The following is a 16,441-nucleotide window of genomic DNA, read 5'->3' on the forward strand; positions in this document are numbered from 1 at the left end:
TAAACAACAATATCAAATGAGCGTTTTAGTAAATAAAAATTCTAATATAATAGTACAAGGTTTTACAGGGAGTGAAGGTACTTTTCATGCAGGTCAAATGATTGAGTATGGTACCAATGTTGTTGGAGGTGTAACACCTGGTAAAGGTGGTCAAACACATTTAGACAAGCCGGTTTTTAATACAGTTTCAGAGGCTGTTGAAAAGGTAGGAGCTGATACTACAATAATTTTTGTTCCACCAGCATTCGCAGCAGATGCAATTATGGAAGCAGCAGATGCGGGAATTAAAGTTATTATTACGATTACAGAAGGTATTCCTGTTGCAGATATGATTAAAGCAGCAGACTATATTAAAGATAGAGATTGTAGACTAGTAGGTCCTAATTGTCCAGGAGTAATTACACCAGGCGAAGCAAAAGTTGGTATCATGCCAGGCTTCGTTTTTAAAGAAGGAAAAGTTGGGATTGTTTCAAAATCAGGAACTTTAACTTATGAAGCTGCAGACCAGGTTGTAAAACAAGGTTTGGGTATTACGACTGCAATTGGTATAGGTGGTGATCCAATTATAGGGACAACAACAAAAGAAGCCGTAGAATTATTAATCAACGATCCAGAAACTGAAGCTGTGGTTATGATTGGTGAAATTGGCGGTCAGTTAGAAGCTGATGCTGCAGAATGGTACAAAGCTAGTGGTAGTAAAAAACCAGTTGTTGGTTTTATTGCAGGTGAAACTGCACCAGCTGGTCGTACAATGGGTCATGCAGGTGCTATTGTAGGTGGTAGTGATGATACTGCGCAAGCAAAAAAGAAAATAATGAGAGCATGTGGTATTCACGTTGTGGATTCACCTGCAGAAATAGGTAAAAAAGTAGCTGAAGTATTAGGCTAGTAGTTACCCATAAACTGTTAAAAACCTTACAAAATCTTGTGAGGTTTTTTTATTTCTTGCAATTTGTATTTGTTATATTTGAAAGTGTCTAAAACCAGGTATAAACTAACTAATCGAAACATAAACTTATGAAATTATTAGCAGGAAAAACAGCAATTATAACTGGAGCCAGTCGTGGGATTGGAAAAGGTATAGCTGAAGTCTTTGCAGAACATGGAGCAAATGTTGCTTTTACATATAGCTCTTCTGTAGAAGCTGCAAATGCATTGGAGGCAGATTTAAATTCTAAAGGAATAAAAGCCAAAGGCTATCAAAGTAATGCAGCTAGTTTTGATGAGGCTCAACAACTTGCAGAAGATGTCTTGACAGATTTTGGTTCTATAGATATTCTTATAAATAATGCAGGAATTACAAAGGATAATCTTTTAATGCGCATGGGTGAAGAAGATTTTGATAAAGTCATTGAGGTTAATCTAAAATCTGTTTTTAACATGACCAAAGCGGTACAACGTACCATGTTAAAACAACGTAAGGGTTCAATAATAAATATGAGTTCGGTGGTTGGTGTTAAAGGAAATGCTGGTCAGACAAATTACGCCGCTTCTAAAGCTGGAATCATAGGGTTTTCTAAATCAGTGGCTCTAGAACTAGGGTCTCGTAACATAAGAAGCAATGTTATTGCTCCAGGGTTTATAGAGACGGAAATGACTGCCAAGTTAGATGAAGATACTGTAAAAGGTTGGAGAAATGCAATTCCTTTAAAAAGAGGCGGTACACCAGAGGACATCGCCAATGCTTGTGTGTTTTTAGCAAGTGATTTAAGTGCTTATGTCACCGGTCAAACGTTAAATGTTGATGGTGGAATGTTAACATAAATTTGTTGACTTAACAATATTAATGCAAACAGAAACAATAGTATATATTATTATAGCTGGGATAGCAGCGCTTTTATTAGCGCTGTTTCAGTATATGTATAAATCCAAAATAACATCTAAACTTAAGTATGTGCTATTTACTTTACGATTTATATCAATTTTAAGTATTCTAATACTTCTCATAAATCCAAAATTTGAATCTTTAAGGTTTTATGAGCAAAAGCCTACGCTGGTAGTTGCAGTTGATAACTCAGAGTCTATAAGTTATTTAAAGCAAGATGAAAAATCTATTCAGGCTGTAAATGAAATCATAGAAAATTCTGAACTAAATGACCGTTTCAAGATAGAACCCTTTATTTTTGGAAAGGATGTGTCTTCATTCGATAGTTTAAATTTTAATGAGAAACAATCCCATATATCACAAGCATTAAAACAAATTGGTGAAGCTTTTTCAGATCAAACTGCACCTGTAGTAATAATTGGTGATGGTAATCAAACATATGGAACTGATTATAGCTTTCTTTCAAACAGTATAAAACAGCCAGTTTTTCCAATTATATTAGGTGATTCAACTGTTTATGCAGATTTAAGTATCAGGCAATTAAATGTTAATCGCTACGTGTTTCTTAAGAATAAGTTTCCGGTTGAAATTATTGTAAACTACAATGGAGAGACAGAAGTAAACTCAGAAATAAGAATATGGTCTGGTAATTCTATTGTTTTTAGAAAAACTATGACATTAAGTGCATCTAAAAATTCCGGAATTATTTCAACTGCCTTATTAGCAAATAGTGTTGGTGTTAAAACGTATCGCGTAGAAGTGGTTCCACTTCAAAATGAAAAAAACACCGCTAATAATTCTAAAAGTTTTGGTGTAGAAGTCATAGATCAAAAAACAAATATAGCATTGGTTTCAGACCAATTACATCCAGATTTAGGTGCTTTAAAAAAGTCAATTGAAAGCAATGAACAACGTAGTGTAAAAATTCTAAAGCCTAAAGAGTATTTAAATAAAGTAAATGATTTTCAATTGGTTATATTGTATCAGCCAAATAATAAATTTACTACGGTTTTAGAAAGGCTAAAAGAAGATAAACTAAATGCATTCATAATTACAGGGTCAACAACAAGTTGGAATTTAATAAATAATGCTCAAGATAATTTTAAGCATGCTATAACAAATCAGACAGAAGATTACCAACCAAATGTCAATCGTAATTACAGTACATTTATTATAGATAATCTAGATTTTGATAATTTCCCACCGCTTAAATCTGAATTTGGTGATTTTGGTATAATAGTACCACATGATGTTTTATTATATAAGAAAGTAAATGGTATTTTAACCAAACAGATAATGCTGGCTACTTTTGAAGTTGATGGAACAAAGAATGCAATACTTAATGGTGAAGATATTTGGAGGTGGCGTGCACAGTCATTTTTAGATACAGAAAGCTTTAACGACTTTGATAATTTCATTAATAAACTAGTACAGTATTTAAGTACAAATAAGAAGCGTAGACGTATTAATGTAGATTACAAATCTTTTTATAACGGAAACGATGATGTTATCATTTCTGCACAATATTTTAACAAGAATTTTGAATTTGATGCTGAAGCTGCTTTAAGTATAATATTAAAAAATAAAGCGTCTGGCAGTATAAGAGAAGTTCCTCTTTTGCTAGATAATGGAAATTATGTTGTAGATCTCAGCGGAATTCTGGCTGGTACTTATAATTTTACGATTAAACATAATACTGAGTCAGTTTATTCTAGTGGTAGTTTTAAGGTATTGGAATACAATGTAGAGCAACAATTCTTAAATGCAGATATAGAAAAGCTAGTAGCTTTAGCTAGTAATAGTTCTGGTAAAGCCTATTTCAGTACTGAATCCGATAAACTAATTGCAGATTTATTATCAGATAATAGATTCGCAACTATTCAGAAAAGCACTAAAAATATCGTACCTTTGATAGACTGGAAATACCTACTAGGATTAATAGCACTGAGTCTATTTTTAGAGTGGTTTATCAGAAAATATAATGGATTAATTTAAATAAATATTGAAATGGAAAGATTACCAAAAATTGGATTACCAATCTTAATAGGAATCATATTACTTATTATAGTTATAGCGAAATCAGCTGTAACAATTGATTCTGGTGAAGCAGGGGTATTATTTAAGACCTTTGGAGAAGGCGTTGTTATTGATGAACCACCATTAGGAGAAGGTTTTCATATTGTAGCGCCGTGGAACAAAGTATATATTTATGAAGTAAGACGTCAAGAGATTTTTGAAAAAATGAAGGTGCTGTCATCTAACGGATTGGATATTCAATTAGATGCCTCAATTTGGTATCAACCAGATCAAGCTAATTTGGGTAGGCTTCATCAAGAAATTGGAGAAAACTATCTAAATCGTATCATATTACCAACCATGCGTTCAGCAGCAAGAAGCGTTGTAGGTAGGTATACGCCAGAGCAGTTATATTCAAGTAAACGTGACGCAATTCAGCAAGAAATATTTGTAGAAACAAAGAAAATCGTAGATGATCAATATATAATGATTGATGAAATTCTTGTAAGAGATGTTACTTTACCACCTACTATTAAGCAAGCTATCGAGCGTAAATTGAAGCAGGAGCAAGAGTCTTTAGAATATGAATTTAGACTCGTTACAGCAGAAAAAGAAGCACAAAAGGTTAGAATTGAAGCACAAGGTAAAGCGGATGCCAATAGAATTTTGAGTGCATCGTTAACAGATAAAATATTACAAGATAAAGGAATTGATGCCACTAATAGATTGGCAGAATCTCCTAATAGCAAAGTCGTTATCATCGGTTCGGGAGATAGCGGTATGCCGATTATTTTAGGTAACCAATAAAATTTTTGTTAAACACTTGGAATTGTAAAATAAATTTCACAAACTTTGTTTTAATAAATAAAGAAATGAATAACAATCAGTTACATCATCATTTTCATATAATCGCTCAGGCGTGGTGAGGATGTATTGATTAATTTCAACATATATAATAACCCGTTTGAGAATATCAAATGGGTTTTTTATTTAAAGCATATGGTGTTTTCAAATTAACCAAAACTTAAAATGAATAAATTAAAAATTGCGGTTCAGAAATCAGGAAGACTTAACGAGGATTCTTTAAAAATTTTAAAACAAATAGGAATTTCAATTGATAATGGAAAAGATCAGTTAAAGGCATCAGCACAGAATTTCCCATTAGAAGTCTTTTATCTTAGAAATGGTGACATCCCACAATATCTTAAAGATGGTGTGGTAGACGCTGCTATAATTGGAGAAAATGTATTAATCGAGAAGGGAAACGATATATCTGTTGTTGAAAAGCTTGGATTTTCTAAATGTAGAGTATCAATAGCAGTTCCAAAATCTTCAGAAGCAACTACTTTAAAAGATTTAGAAGGCAAGCGTATTGCAACTTCGTACCCAAATACTGTTAATCAATTTTTAGCTAAGGAAAATGTTAATGCTAACCTTCACATCATTAATGGTTCCGTTGAAATAGCACCTAATATAGGATTGGCAGATGGCATTTGTGATATTGTTTCAAGTGGAAGTACATTGTTTAAAAATGGTTTAAAAGAAATTGAAGTGCTTTTAAAGTCAGAAGCCGTATTAGCGACATCACCAAAAATTTCTGCGGAGAATCAAGCTATAATTGATAAGATACAATTCAGACTGAGATCCGTTCTAAAAGGTAGACAGAATAAGTATGTGCTTTTAAATGCGCCTAATGACAAACTTGATGCTATAATTAAGATCCTTCCAGGAATGAATTCGCCGACAATCTTACCTTTGGCTAAAGAAGGGTGGAGCTCTTTACATTCTGTGATAAATAAAAATGATTTCTGGGATGTAATAGATGAACTTAAAGCGAATGGAGCAGAAGGAATCCTTGTTTGTCCAATCGAAAATATGGTATTGTAATATGAGGTTGATAGAAAATCCAAAGAAAGCAGATTGGGTAGAGATTTTAAAACGTCCTACTCAAACCGTTGATGACATTGAGGCAACAGTAAATGATGTATTTGCTAGCGTACAAAGAGATGGTGATAAGGCAATAACTAGATACACTACAAAATTTGATAAAGTAGAATTAGACAGTAGTATTGTAAGTTCTGATGAAATTGACGAAGCAACAAAAGCAGTATCTGAAGATTTAAAAAGCGCTATTAAACTGGCAAGAAATAATATTGAAAAATTTCATGAAGCCCAGCAAACAGAAAAAGTGTCATTAAAGACAATGCGAGGCGTCAAATGCTGGCAAGAAAAACGACCTATTCAAAAAGTTGGATTATATATTCCCGGAGGTACAGCGCCATTATTTTCTACAGTATTGATGCTTGCCATTCCGGCTAAAATTGCAGGTTGTAAAGAAATTGTTTTGTGTTCCCCACCAAACAAAGAAGGGAAAATAGCCAATGAAATATTATATACAGCTAAACTATGTGGTGTAACCAAAATAGTTAAGGTTGGAGGCATACAAGCTATTGCTGGACTAACATTTGGAACTGAGAGCATTCCAAAAGTTTATAAAATATTTGGTCCAGGTAATCAATTTGTAACTGTAGCAAAACAAATAGCCACAAAGTATGGTGTGGCCATAGATATGCCAGCTGGTCCAAGTGAATTATTGGTGATGGCAGATGAGTCTGCTAATTCTGCATATGTAGCTTCTGATTTGTTGAGCCAGGCGGAACATGGTTCTGATAGTCAAGTCATTTTAGTAACGACTTCAAAGAAATTTGCAGAACAAGTCGATGAAGAAGTTAAAACGCAATTGGAAGCATTACCAAGAAAAGAAATGGCTACAGCTGCGATTAATAATTCAAAATCCATAATTGTTGAAGGTTATAAAACTGCATTAGAATTAATAGACGAGTATGGACCTGAGCACTTTATAGTGAGCACTGATGATAATGACTATTTTGTAAAAAATATAGGTAATGCAGGATCTGTATTTATTGGTGACTACACACCGGAGAGTGCTGGAGACTATGCGTCTGGCACTAATCATACCTTACCAACAAACGGTTTTTCTAAAGCCTATTCTGGTGTTAATTTAGATAGTTTTCAGAAGAGTATGACCTTTCAGAAAATATCTCAGAAAGGCATTAAAAATATTGGACCAGCCATAGAGTTAATGGCAGAAGCCGAAGGTCTACAAGCACACAAAAATGCAGTTACATTGAGACTAAAAGATTTAGAATCATGAATATAGAAAGCCTTTTACGTGATAATATTAAAACTATAAAAGCATATTCGTCAGCAAGAGATGAGTACCAAGACGCCTCAGCAGATATGGTGTTTATTGATGCAAATGAGAATCCTTTTCAAACTAATGTCAACCGTTATCCAGATCCTCAGCAGACTAAGGTTAAGGAACATTTGTCAGATATTAAGGGAATTTCAGCATCACAAATTCTTTTAGGTAATGGTAGCGATGAAGTTCTGGATTTGTTGTTTAGAGCTTTTTGTGAACCTAAACAAGATAATGTCATAACCTTGCCACCAACATATGGTATGTATAAGGTACTAGCCGATTTAAACGCGATTAACATCATTTCTGTTGAATTAGATATCAATTTTGAGCCTAAGGTATCAGAAATCCTTGAAGCTCAAAACGAGAATTCAAAAATTTTATTTTTATGTTCACCAAACAACCCGACGGCTAATAGCTTTAACACGAGTAAAGTAGAAGAGCTGATTAAAAGCTTTAAGGGTATTGTAGTTATAGACGAAGCTTATATTGATTTTTCATCTCAAGAGAGTTGGATAAGTAGATTGAATGATTTTCCAAATTTAATCGTTACGCAAACCTTATCTAAAGCCTACGGTTTAGCAGGAATAAGGTTAGGCATATGTTATGCTTCAGAATTTATTATTTCAATTTTAAATAAAATCAAACCACCTTATAATGTTAATCAATTAACTCAGAATAAAGCTATAGAACGATTGACACGTTTAGATGAAGTAAATAAAGAAGTTGATTTAATATTGTACCAACGCGAATTACTTAGAGAACAATTGTCAGAGATAGCATTTATTAAGACTATATATCCTTCAGATGCAAATTTCATTTTAGTCAAAGTAGATAATGCTAACCTGCGTTATAGCCAATTGGTTGAAAAAGGCATTGTAGTTAGAAAAAGAACGACACAACCATTATGTGAAAATTGCTTAAGATTTACTGTTGGTACTGAAGAAGAGAATAAAATATTAATTAAGACATTAAACCAACTATCATGAAGCCTGTATTATTTATAGATAGAGACGGAACACTAATTAAAGAACCAGCTGACGAACAAATAGATGCGTTTGAAAAACTGGAGTTTTATCCAAAGGTATTTCAATACTTAAGCAAAATTGCAAAGGAATTGAATTTTGAAATCGTCATGATTACCAATCAGGACGGTTTAGGTACAGAAGTTTACCCTGAAGATACCTTTTGGCCAGTTCATAATTTCGTAATCAACACATTTGAAGCAGAAGATGTTGTGTTTGAAGAACAATTTATTGACAGAACATTTGCCAAAGATAATGCACCAACGCGTAAACCTAATACAGGGCTATTAAAGAAGTACTTTACTGACGACTACGATTTAGCAAATTCATTTGTTATTGGTGATCGACTTACAGATATAGAATTAGCTAAAAATTTAGGGTCAAAAGGAATTTTTATTAATGACAACACCAATCTTGGTGCAGATGAAGTAACTCTAAGTAATAACGAATTAGAAGCTTATATTGCTTTAGAAACTAATGACTGGGAAGAAATTTATAGGTTTTTAAAAACTACTGAACGTATTGGCACAATAGAGCGTAACACTAATGAAACCAAGATTAAGATTGATCTTAATTTAGATGGAACAGGTAAAAGCAACATAGATACAGGAATAGCTTTCTTTGACCATATGCTAGACCAGATTGCGCGCCATGGGCAAATAGATTTAAACATTAAGGTTGATGGTGATTTAGAAGTGGACGAACATCACACTATTGAAGATACAGCTATTGCTTTAGGAGAAGTATTTTCAAAGACTTTAGGCAGTAAGTTAGGCATAGAACGCTATGGATTTTGTTTGCCAATGGATGATTGTTTAGCACGAGTGGCAATTGATTTTGGAGGACGAAACTGGTTGGTTTGGGATGCAGATTTTAAACGAGAAATGATTGGTAAAATGCCAACGGAGATGTTCTATCATTTTTTTAAATCATTTACGGATGGCGCTAAATGTAATTTAAATATTAAAGTTGAAGGTACAAATGAGCATCACAAAATTGAAGCAATTTTCAAAGCCTTTGCAAAGGCAATCAAAATGGCTATAAAGCAAGATGTAGATAAAATGATTTTACCATCAACAAAAGGAATGCTGTAATGGATCTGAGAATAGTTAATTACGGAGCAGGTAATATTAAAAGCATTCAGTTTGCTTTTCAACGTTTGGGATACGATGCCATATTATCTAATAAACCAGAAGAATTAATTAAGGCAGACAAAGTAATTTTTCCTGGTGTAGGCGAAGCACGTTCGGCGATGAAAATGCTTAAAGAAAGTGGTTTAGATAAACTTATTCCACAATTGAATCAACCAGTTTTAGGGATTTGTTTGGGTATGCAACTCATGTGTAATTATACAGAAGAAGGCGATACCAAGGGACTTGGTATTTTTCATACCAATGTAAAACGCTTTTCTAATAATGTAAAAGTGCCTCAAATGGGTTGGAATACCATCAAGAATCTTAAATCAGATTTATTTAAAGGTATAAAGGAAAAAGAATACATGTATCTTGTACATAGTTATTATGCCAAGGCGTGCAATGAATCTATTGCGACTTCCGATTACGATATAGAATATGCTTCAGCATTAGAAAACGATAACTTTTTTGGAGTTCAGTTTCACCCTGAAAAAAGTGGAATGGTTGGAGAACGATTATTAAAAAACTTTTTAGACTTGTAAAGATGAGAATTATACCTGCCATTGATATCATAGAAGGAAAGTGTGTTAGACTAACAAAGGGTGATTACGACACTAAGAAAATCTATAATGAAAACCCCTTAGAAGTTGCTAAGGCCTTCGAGGGCTCAGGTATTAAGTATTTACATTTAGTGGATTTAGATGGTGCCAAAGCAAAACATATAGTAAACTACAAGGTATTAGAACAGATTGCTTCTAAAACAACATTAAAGATTGATTTTGGTGGTGGTTTAAAATCTAATGAAGATTTAAACATTGCTTTCAATTGTGGTGCAAAACAGATTACAGGAGGAAGTATCGCTGTGAGTGATAGAAAAACCTTTGAAGGTTGGTTGTCTAAGTATGGACCGCAAAAAATTATTTTAGGAGCAGATAGTAATAAAGGTAAAATTGCCATTAATGGCTGGCAGGATAACAGCCAAGAGGAAGTTGTTTCTTTTATAAAAGGTTATCAGAGAAAACGTATTAAGTACGTAATATGTACAGATATTTCAAAAGATGGAATGTTAGAAGGACCTTCAATTGAATTGTATAAAACCATAATTAAAGAATGTAGCAACAATAGTGGAGTGCAGTCTATTAAGCTAATAGCATCTGGTGGAGTTTCTCAAATGAAAGATTTAGAAGTTTTAAAAGAGATTGGCTGTGAGGGCGTGATTATAGGAAAAGCCATTTACGAGAATAGAATTAGTTTAAAAGAATTAGAACAATTTATTTAATATGCTTACAAAACGAATTGTTCCCTGCTTAGATATCAAAGATGGTCGTACTGTAAAAGGCGTCAATTTTGTAGATTTACGAGATGCTGGTGATCCAGTTGAGTTAGCTAAACAATATGCAGAATTAGGTGCCGATGAATTGGTATTTCTGGATATATCTGCAACTCAAGAGAAACGCAGAACAATGCACGACATGGTTTTGAAAGTGGCAGAGCACGTCAATATTCCTTTTACAGTTGGTGGCGGAATTTCCTCTATCGGAGATGTGGATGATCTATTACATTGTGGAGCAGATAAGGTTTCGATAAATTCATCAGCTGTGAAACGTCCAGATCTTATTAATGAATTATCTCAAAAATTTGGTAGTCAATGTATTGTGGTGGCTATTGATGCAAAAAAAATAGGAGAGGAGTGGTTCGTTCATCTAGCTGGCGGTTCCATTCCGACAGACATAAAGTTATTTGAATGGGCAAAAGAAGTAGAAAAACGTGGTGCTGGTGAAATCTTATTTACTTCTATGAATCATGATGGTACAAAAGCAGGATTTGCGAATGAGGCTTTAGCTCACCTTTCAGAATTAGTGAATATTCCAATTATTGCCTCTGGTGGCGCAGGTTCGATACAACACTTTGCAGATACCTTTAAGATTGGAAAGGCCGATGCGGCTCTGGCTGCTAGCGTTTTTCATTTTGGTGAAATACCGATTATAGAATTAAAAAAAGAATTGAGAAAACAGAATATAGAAGTACGACTTTAGTCGTCATGCTGAACTCGTTTCAGCATCTCATAATAAGTACAATATGAATGTAGATTTTAATAAAAACGCAGATGGGTTAGTTCCGGCAATTATTCAAGATGCATCGACTAATAAAGTCTTAATGCTGGGTTATATGAATACTGAAGCTTTGAAAAAAACTATAGAATCTAAATTAGTAACATTTTTTAGTCGTACAAAGCAACGTCTTTGGACTAAAGGTGAGGAAAGTGGAAATGTATTAAATCTTGTAGATATTAAATTAGATTGTGATAGTGATTCTTTATTAATTAAAGTAAATCCAGAAGGACCAACTTGCCATAAGGGTACTGACACTTGTTGGAATGAAACTAATGTCCAAACCTTTGGATTTATTACTAAACTTGAAGAAACGATTACCTCAAGAATTGAAAATGCGGATTCAAATAAATCTTATGTGGCATCTTTATTTGCCAAAGGAATTAATAAAGTATCACAAAAAGTAGGCGAGGAGGCCGTAGAAGTAGTCATAGAAGCTAAAGACAATAATGACGACTTATTTCTAGAAGAAAGTGCCGACTTACTGTTTCACTACTTAATGCTTTTACAAGCGAAAGGTTTTAAATTGAACGATGTTGTAAATGTTTTAAAGCGACGCGAAAAGTAATTAGCGTGTAAAGGTCATTTTAGAAACCACATTGCCTTCTTTATCGTAATAAATCCATTCGCCAATCGGTCGTTTCCAATGTGCGTATTGACCTTTTGATTTCACGCTGCCATCTTCATAGTAAAAAGTCACAGGGCCTTCAATACGATTATCCTTATAAGTACCTTCACAAACTTTTCTTCCGTACGGATCAAAGTCAATCCATTTACCATTTCCTACACCATCCACATATTCTTGCATGGTCATATAGTTGCCATTATCATATTTTCCATATAAAACACCCGTATATGGTTTGTCTGAACCAACCTCATAATATTTAGAGCCGTATTTATAAGCCTTCTGATAGGTGTCAGTCATCGCGACTAAGTTTTTTTTCTCTATGTCTTGAGAACATCCAATATTAAAAACTAATAGTATTGCTGCAAATGAGATAAGTGTTTTCATAAGATTGTTTTTTATTATATACACCAAATTATTTATTTTGGATGAGTAGAATTAAAATTGCCACTAAAATTTAGTGGCAATTTCTCTAATGTAGTTTAGAAAATTTAATTATGCATTGGAACTATGTTAAGACTTTTTTTGTTTGGCTATAATGATTTCGATAGTTTGCTCTATCCAATCGCTATCAAAATTCAGAGTAATATCTGGGGTAATACCTTTACCTTCATATTCTATATACTCGTGGAAATTCATATCCGTCGGAGTAATGGAAAAGTGACCTGAAGGTGTGTTGAAGTTGTAACCATAGTTCTTTCCATAAGCGATAATACCTCTTGTCTTTTGACCTAAATGTGTAGCTTTTTTATTCTTTAGAAGTTTTAAAGTGAATTGTTCACCATTACTACCAGCAAAACAATTGGTGATAACATAGACGTTCTTATTCTTTAGAACCTTAAGGAAAGGGTCTGAATATTTGCTATTTCCTCCACTATTGCTTCTTAAATCAACGATAATGTTTTTGGCTGTGATTTTATCCTTAGTGTCTTTAAAAAATTTGACTAATTCTTTTTATGATTATTTCCAAAAGTTTTAAAATAGAGATATTGTGTGTCGTCATTGAGTTGTTTAAAATCCACAATCTTATCCTCATAATCGGCGAATTCAAAATTGCTGGTATTACCTTCTTTTTTATATGACCAAATTCTGCCATTGTCAAAGGATAAACTTTTAACCAATCCAGGCTGTCTTGTTTTTACATTATAGTATTAGAAATTATATTTATTACCGCTAGTATGCGTGGCATAAAAACGAATTTCACCAGTTTCCCATTGCGGAAGTTCAGACCTTAAGACCACACCAACCAAGTCTTTTTTATTATCAGTATAGTAGATGCCAATACGTTCTTTGCCAGCATAATTGTATATACCTTCTAAGTCTTCAGATGATTTTTGTTCTAATTCAGCGGTTAAGTTGGTTATATCTTTTTCGGTTTTAGGATGGTATTTATAGATATCTGAATTTTTGAAAGATTTCAGCTTTTCAGCATCTTTTAAAACTGATTTTGATAAAAATTCTGTAGTTACGCTTATCCCTGCATGCACATCATTCACCAATAACATCTGTTTTAATAATAGTTTATAGCAAGCTTCTATTGATATTGGCTCGCCCATTTGCGCAGATAATTCTTTATAGGTTTTATTAAATTCATCTGCTTTTTTACCTTTCATTTGTTTTTTATAGGAAGGCATCTTTCTAATTTTTTCAACAATAAATTCTAGGTCCACTTTGCAGTCACAAGTAGGTAATTGTGCATTGACTGAACTTATACCTACTAGAAAAATGATGATTAATACTACTATTTTTTTCATGATTAAATAACATTATTGATTAAACTTTCTGAAGCAAATATATTTCATAAAGAACTCTATTATTCAATAATAACAGGTGTTTGGGGCGAAATAGCTCTAGTTTGTGGTGGAATTAATCGATGCTTTTATAGTCTTAAGGTAAGTTTTTGAAATAGGTACTTCGATATCATGATTTAAAATTAACGCATGCTTACCATTTGATGTTTTCCATTGATGAAAATGAAAAGGATTGATTAAGAAGGAGCGGTGTGTTCGAAGTAACTCTGGAAATTCATCATCAATCACAGATAACTTATTTCTAATGAGTGTTTTCTTTAAATCATTTCCAGTGAGATAGTTGACTTCGACATAATTGTCTGACGATTGTATGCTTGTTATTTCATTGAGTTGTAATCGAAGACCTTCATAATTGCCTTCACCTTTAATTTCAACTTTTTGATCATCGAGGCGCTTTTCAAGATACTTTCCAAAAGCAAATCGCGCTATAATAATTATTGGTAAAATAGTAGCTACTGCAGGTAAAAAAATAGATTTGAGCATAAAACCCAGTTGGTAAGGGTTAGGCTCATTAGGGACTATGACATAGAGGTAATAAAACCTTGCAATAGAAATAGATATTAAAGTGAACGTCAATAAAAAAATAATTTCGTTTAAAATGGTCCAACGTTTATCTTTTTTCTTATACAAAACATGTTGAAATGATAGAAATACGATGTAGCAGATTCCACCGATTATACCATATCCAGGAAGATAGATGAGCTTGTCCGTATCATTCAATTCATTAACATCTAAAGGCTCTGTAAAGTAAAGAAATATAAATATCCAGACAGCCAATACCAATGCAGTTATAATATGATGTTTTAATAAAGGGTCAAAAGGATAGTTGCGTTTCAAATTCCACGGTTTTCAGCTATAAAAATAAGCATTGCTTTTGGAATCTTCAATAAAATAGCGTTCTTGCTACTATGTTTGATAAACGTTATTATTACCTCATTAAAATACAATATCTCGGTTATCGTTTTCATGGTTGGCAAAAGCAACCAGATGTAAAAACGATTCATTTGATGATTGATCGTACTTTAAAATATATACTAAAAGATGTGCGCTTTAAAACTTTAGGTGCTGGCAGAACTGACGCTATGGTTTCTGCGAATGAAGCAGCCTTAGAACTGTTTATTTATAATGCACCAATTAAAGATTTTGAAGAATTTCTTGAATTATTTAATCACAACCTTCCGCAAGACATAAGAGCATTGTCTATTCAGTCTGTAGATAAATCGTTTAATGTTATTCAGGATTCAAAACTAAAGGAATATCACTATGTATTTAGTGAAGGCCAAAAGAATCATCCTTTTTGTGCTCCTATAATGACCACTATTTTAGAGCCTTTAAATGTTAACCTAATGAAGCAAGGAGCTAAATTGTTTGAAGGCACACATAACTTTAAGACCTATTGTTATAGAGCTACTGATAAAGGTGAATATATCAGAACAATTGAGCAATGTGAAATTCTAGATAATGATTTATATACTGCTAGTTTCTTTCCTGAGCGGTCTTATGTATTTAAGGTGGTTGGTAAAGGTTTTATGCGTAATCAAATACGATTAATGTTTGGTTGTTTAATAAAATTGGGTAGAGGAGAAGTGACGTTAGAGTATATTAAAAATACCTTAAAAAAGGATTCCACAGAAGTTATGGACTATATCGCGCCAGCTTCAGGATTGATATTACATAAACTTAGTTTTGAAGAATAAAAAAAGGCTTTAGCATATAGCTAAAACCTTTTTAAAAATTGGTTGGTTAAATTTTAATGAATCCAGCCTTTGGAATTTGACTTGCTTGCAAACCAAGCTAAAAAGGCAGCGAATACAATTATAATATATGCCATTATAGTGTTGGCACTAAAGTCTACTCCATTCAAATCGGCTATAAATAAGAAATAAACCATTTGAATTGTAGCAGCAATGAAAGATAAGATTAATAGTGATTTTGCAAATTTCTTTCTCATTAATAATAATATACATCCAATTGCACCTGAGAAAACAGCAATTGCAAACAGAGCAGTGTACCAAGCAGGTAGATCATTCATAACTTCAAGTTGGTCAGCGGTATAAGCGTCTGTATACGCTGCCGTTTCGTAAGCTTGACTTAAGTATCCATGTACGCCGAGTCCATTCCAAACAAGCGCTATTACACTTACAATCCAGAACCAAATCGGTGGTTTGTTCATTGAATTAGTCATAATTAAGTTGATTTAATTTAGTTAGTAAATAGCAGATAAATCTGCGAATTCAATCAACAATTTATAAAAAATAAAATAGACTGATATAAAAGGCTTTTAATTATGGGTAATAAAAAAAGGGTGAAATTTAGTTTTCACCCTTTTAAATTCTATTATAATATAGTTAATCTACTACATGTAATTTTGGCTCTTTATCAACAAATTTTCCGTTAATAGATTCACCTAATATGATGACTTCTTTAGAACGTTCGTACATTTTAATAGCACGATGCATTTGTAATTTAGTACCGCTGTATAGCTTTACTCCTGATTTTGAACCTTTGTTTCTAATTTCGATGTAAAAACCATCTTTTAATTTTGTTGGTCTTGTTGCTGGTCTACCCATAAAATAAATGTGTGTTTTAAAAGTTCTGCATTATAATGAAAATTCTTTCAACTCACAAGTTTATTTTTAACTAATCTAAACAAAGATTTTAACAACGTTAATTTT

General features: G+C 33.0%; 20 protein-coding genes. 13 read left to right on the forward strand and 7 right to left on the reverse strand.

Going from position 1 to position 16,441, the window contains the following annotated elements; all coding sequences use genetic code 11:
* The first annotated feature begins 16 nt into the window (after nucleotides 1-16).
* The 12 genes from sucD (at nucleotide 17) to hisIE (ending at nucleotide 11,898) form a co-directional block, all read left to right on the forward strand.
* Nucleotides 17-889, forward strand: a complete 873-nt coding sequence (gene sucD, locus ACTG3Y_RS02065) for a succinate--CoA ligase subunit alpha (RefSeq protein WP_439151261.1) — start codon at nucleotides 17-19, stop codon at nucleotides 887-889.
* A gap of 128 nt (nucleotides 890-1,017) precedes the next feature.
* Nucleotides 1,018-1,764, forward strand: coding sequence for a 3-oxoacyl-[acyl-carrier-protein] reductase (fabG, locus tag ACTG3Y_RS02070; RefSeq protein ID WP_439151262.1), 747 nt, complete (start codon nucleotides 1,018-1,020; stop codon nucleotides 1,762-1,764).
* 22 nt (nucleotides 1,765-1,786) lie between these two features.
* Nucleotides 1,787-3,820 (forward strand): VWA domain-containing protein, encoded by a 2,034-nt coding sequence (locus tag ACTG3Y_RS02075; RefSeq protein WP_439151263.1) that lies wholly within the window; start codon nucleotides 1,787-1,789, stop codon nucleotides 3,818-3,820.
* Nucleotides 3,821-3,832: 12 nt separating this feature from the next.
* Nucleotides 3,833-4,648 carry a prohibitin family protein gene (locus tag ACTG3Y_RS02080; protein ID WP_439151264.1) on the forward strand — a complete coding sequence of 272 codons (816 nt, stop codon included), beginning with the start codon at nucleotides 3,833-3,835 and terminating at the stop codon, nucleotides 4,646-4,648.
* 222 nt (nucleotides 4,649-4,870) lie between these two features.
* Nucleotides 4,871-5,728: an ATP phosphoribosyltransferase gene (gene hisG / locus ACTG3Y_RS02085; protein WP_439151265.1), complete on the forward strand. Its 858-nt coding sequence runs from the start codon at nucleotides 4,871-4,873 to the stop codon at nucleotides 5,726-5,728.
* A gap of 1 nt (nucleotide 5,729) precedes the next feature.
* Nucleotides 5,730-7,016 (forward strand): histidinol dehydrogenase, encoded by a 1,287-nt coding sequence (gene hisD / locus ACTG3Y_RS02090; protein ID WP_439151266.1) that lies wholly within the window; start codon nucleotides 5,730-5,732, stop codon nucleotides 7,014-7,016.
* Nucleotides 7,013-8,050 (forward strand): histidinol-phosphate transaminase, encoded by a 1,038-nt coding sequence (hisC, locus tag ACTG3Y_RS02095; protein ID WP_439151267.1) that lies wholly within the window; start codon nucleotides 7,013-7,015, stop codon nucleotides 8,048-8,050. The genes hisD and hisC overlap by 4 nt, the downstream gene beginning before the upstream one ends.
* A complete protein-coding gene (hisB, locus tag ACTG3Y_RS02100) occupies nucleotides 8,047-9,180 on the forward strand; it encodes a bifunctional histidinol-phosphatase/imidazoleglycerol-phosphate dehydratase HisB (RefSeq protein ID WP_439151268.1) in 1,134 nt (377 codons plus the stop codon). Before hisC ends, hisB begins: the two co-directional genes overlap by 4 nt.
* Nucleotides 9,180-9,761: an imidazole glycerol phosphate synthase subunit HisH gene (hisH, locus tag ACTG3Y_RS02105; protein WP_439151269.1), complete on the forward strand. Its 582-nt coding sequence runs from the start codon at nucleotides 9,180-9,182 to the stop codon at nucleotides 9,759-9,761. Before hisB ends, hisH begins: the two co-directional genes overlap by 1 nt.
* A 2-nt stretch (nucleotides 9,762-9,763) precedes the next feature.
* Nucleotides 9,764-10,498 (forward strand): 1-(5-phosphoribosyl)-5-[(5-phosphoribosylamino)methylideneamino]imidazole-4-carboxamide isomerase, encoded by a 735-nt coding sequence (hisA, locus tag ACTG3Y_RS02110; protein ID WP_439151270.1) that lies wholly within the window; start codon nucleotides 9,764-9,766, stop codon nucleotides 10,496-10,498.
* 1 nt (nucleotide 10,499) lies between these two features.
* Nucleotides 10,500-11,255, forward strand: a complete 756-nt coding sequence (gene hisF / locus ACTG3Y_RS02115) for an imidazole glycerol phosphate synthase subunit HisF (protein ID WP_439151271.1) — start codon at nucleotides 10,500-10,502, stop codon at nucleotides 11,253-11,255.
* A 43-nt stretch (nucleotides 11,256-11,298) separates the two neighbouring features.
* Nucleotides 11,299-11,898 (forward strand): bifunctional phosphoribosyl-AMP cyclohydrolase/phosphoribosyl-ATP diphosphatase HisIE, encoded by a 600-nt coding sequence (hisIE, locus tag ACTG3Y_RS02120; protein WP_439151272.1) that lies wholly within the window; start codon nucleotides 11,299-11,301, stop codon nucleotides 11,896-11,898.
* Here hisIE and ACTG3Y_RS02125 read toward each other — a convergent pair whose 3' ends face one another.
* From ACTG3Y_RS02125 to ACTG3Y_RS02145, 5 genes are all read right to left on the reverse strand, one after another.
* Nucleotides 11,899-12,342 carry a toxin-antitoxin system YwqK family antitoxin gene (locus ACTG3Y_RS02125; protein WP_439151273.1) on the reverse strand — a complete coding sequence of 148 codons (444 nt, stop codon included), beginning with the start codon at nucleotides 12,340-12,342 and terminating at the stop codon, nucleotides 11,899-11,901.
* Between the two features lie 126 nt (nucleotides 12,343-12,468).
* Nucleotides 12,469-12,870 (reverse strand): S41 family peptidase, encoded by a 402-nt coding sequence (locus ACTG3Y_RS02130; protein ID WP_439151304.1) that lies wholly within the window; start codon nucleotides 12,868-12,870, stop codon nucleotides 12,469-12,471.
* 29 nt (nucleotides 12,871-12,899) lie between these two features.
* On the reverse strand, nucleotides 12,900-13,076 hold the full coding sequence (locus tag ACTG3Y_RS02135) for a hypothetical protein (RefSeq protein ID WP_439151274.1): 177 nt from the start codon (nucleotides 13,074-13,076) through the stop codon (nucleotides 12,900-12,902).
* A 30-nt stretch (nucleotides 13,077-13,106) separates the two neighbouring features.
* On the reverse strand, nucleotides 13,107-13,709 hold the full coding sequence (locus ACTG3Y_RS02140; RefSeq protein WP_439151275.1) for a hypothetical protein: 603 nt from the start codon (nucleotides 13,707-13,709) through the stop codon (nucleotides 13,107-13,109).
* A gap of 96 nt (nucleotides 13,710-13,805) precedes the next feature.
* A complete protein-coding gene (locus ACTG3Y_RS02145; RefSeq protein ID WP_439151276.1) occupies nucleotides 13,806-14,603 on the reverse strand; it encodes a LytTR family DNA-binding domain-containing protein in 798 nt (265 codons plus the stop codon).
* A 71-nt stretch (nucleotides 14,604-14,674) separates the two neighbouring features.
* On the opposite strand from ACTG3Y_RS02145, the gene truA reads away from it, so the two are divergent.
* Nucleotides 14,675-15,463: a tRNA pseudouridine(38-40) synthase TruA gene (gene truA, locus ACTG3Y_RS02150; protein WP_439151277.1), complete on the forward strand. Its 789-nt coding sequence runs from the start codon at nucleotides 14,675-14,677 to the stop codon at nucleotides 15,461-15,463.
* Between the two features lie 53 nt (nucleotides 15,464-15,516).
* On the opposite strand, the gene ACTG3Y_RS02155 is transcribed toward truA, so the two are convergent.
* Both ACTG3Y_RS02155 and ACTG3Y_RS02160 read right to left on the reverse strand, forming a co-directional pair.
* On the reverse strand, nucleotides 15,517-15,951 hold the full coding sequence (locus ACTG3Y_RS02155) for a hypothetical protein (RefSeq protein ID WP_439151278.1): 435 nt from the start codon (nucleotides 15,949-15,951) through the stop codon (nucleotides 15,517-15,519).
* A 163-nt stretch (nucleotides 15,952-16,114) separates the two neighbouring features.
* Nucleotides 16,115-16,336 (reverse strand): hypothetical protein, encoded by a 222-nt coding sequence (locus ACTG3Y_RS02160; RefSeq protein ID WP_218544798.1) that lies wholly within the window; start codon nucleotides 16,334-16,336, stop codon nucleotides 16,115-16,117.
* Nucleotides 16,337-16,441 lie beyond the last annotated feature (105 nt).

Origin of the sequence: Winogradskyella sp. (assembly GCF_965656915.1) — a bacterium.
Classification (GTDB): Bacteria; Bacteroidota; Bacteroidia; order Flavobacteriales; family Flavobacteriaceae; genus Winogradskyella.

Excerpts from the sequence above, each read along its gene's own strand:
- sucD (WP_439151261.1), top strand. The coding sequence starts at position 17 with ATGAGCGTTTTAGTAAATAAAAATTCTAATATAATAGTACAAGGTTTT.
- fabG (WP_439151262.1), top strand. The coding sequence starts at position 1,018 with ATGAAATTATTAGCAGGAAAAACAGCAATTATAACTGGAGCCAGTCGT.
- ACTG3Y_RS02075 (WP_439151263.1), top strand. The coding sequence starts at position 1,787 with ATGCAAACAGAAACAATAGTATATATTATTATAGCTGGGATAGCAGCG.
- ACTG3Y_RS02080 (WP_439151264.1), top strand. The coding sequence starts at position 3,833 with ATGGAAAGATTACCAAAAATTGGATTACCAATCTTAATAGGAATCATA.
- hisG (WP_439151265.1), top strand. The coding sequence starts at position 4,871 with ATGAATAAATTAAAAATTGCGGTTCAGAAATCAGGAAGACTTAACGAG.
- hisD (WP_439151266.1), top strand. The coding sequence starts at position 5,730 with ATGAGGTTGATAGAAAATCCAAAGAAAGCAGATTGGGTAGAGATTTTA.
- hisC (WP_439151267.1), top strand. The coding sequence starts at position 7,013 with ATGAATATAGAAAGCCTTTTACGTGATAATATTAAAACTATAAAAGCA.
- hisB (WP_439151268.1), top strand. The coding sequence starts at position 8,047 with ATGAAGCCTGTATTATTTATAGATAGAGACGGAACACTAATTAAAGAA.
- hisH (WP_439151269.1), top strand. The coding sequence starts at position 9,180 with ATGGATCTGAGAATAGTTAATTACGGAGCAGGTAATATTAAAAGCATT.
- hisA (WP_439151270.1), top strand. The coding sequence starts at position 9,764 with ATGAGAATTATACCTGCCATTGATATCATAGAAGGAAAGTGTGTTAGA.
- hisF (WP_439151271.1), top strand. The coding sequence starts at position 10,500 with ATGCTTACAAAACGAATTGTTCCCTGCTTAGATATCAAAGATGGTCGT.
- hisIE (WP_439151272.1), top strand. The coding sequence starts at position 11,299 with ATGAATGTAGATTTTAATAAAAACGCAGATGGGTTAGTTCCGGCAATT.
- ACTG3Y_RS02125 (WP_439151273.1), bottom strand. The coding sequence starts at position 12,342 with ATGAAAACACTTATCTCATTTGCAGCAATACTATTAGTTTTTAATATT.
- ACTG3Y_RS02140 (WP_439151275.1), bottom strand. The coding sequence starts at position 13,709 with ATGAAAAAAATAGTAGTATTAATCATCATTTTTCTAGTAGGTATAAGT.
- truA (WP_439151277.1), top strand. The coding sequence starts at position 14,675 with ATGTTTGATAAACGTTATTATTACCTCATTAAAATACAATATCTCGGT.
- ACTG3Y_RS02155 (WP_439151278.1), bottom strand. The coding sequence starts at position 15,951 with ATGACTAATTCAATGAACAAACCACCGATTTGGTTCTGGATTGTAAGT.
- ACTG3Y_RS02160 (WP_218544798.1), bottom strand. The coding sequence starts at position 16,336 with ATGGGTAGACCAGCAACAAGACCAACAAAATTAAAAGATGGTTTTTAC.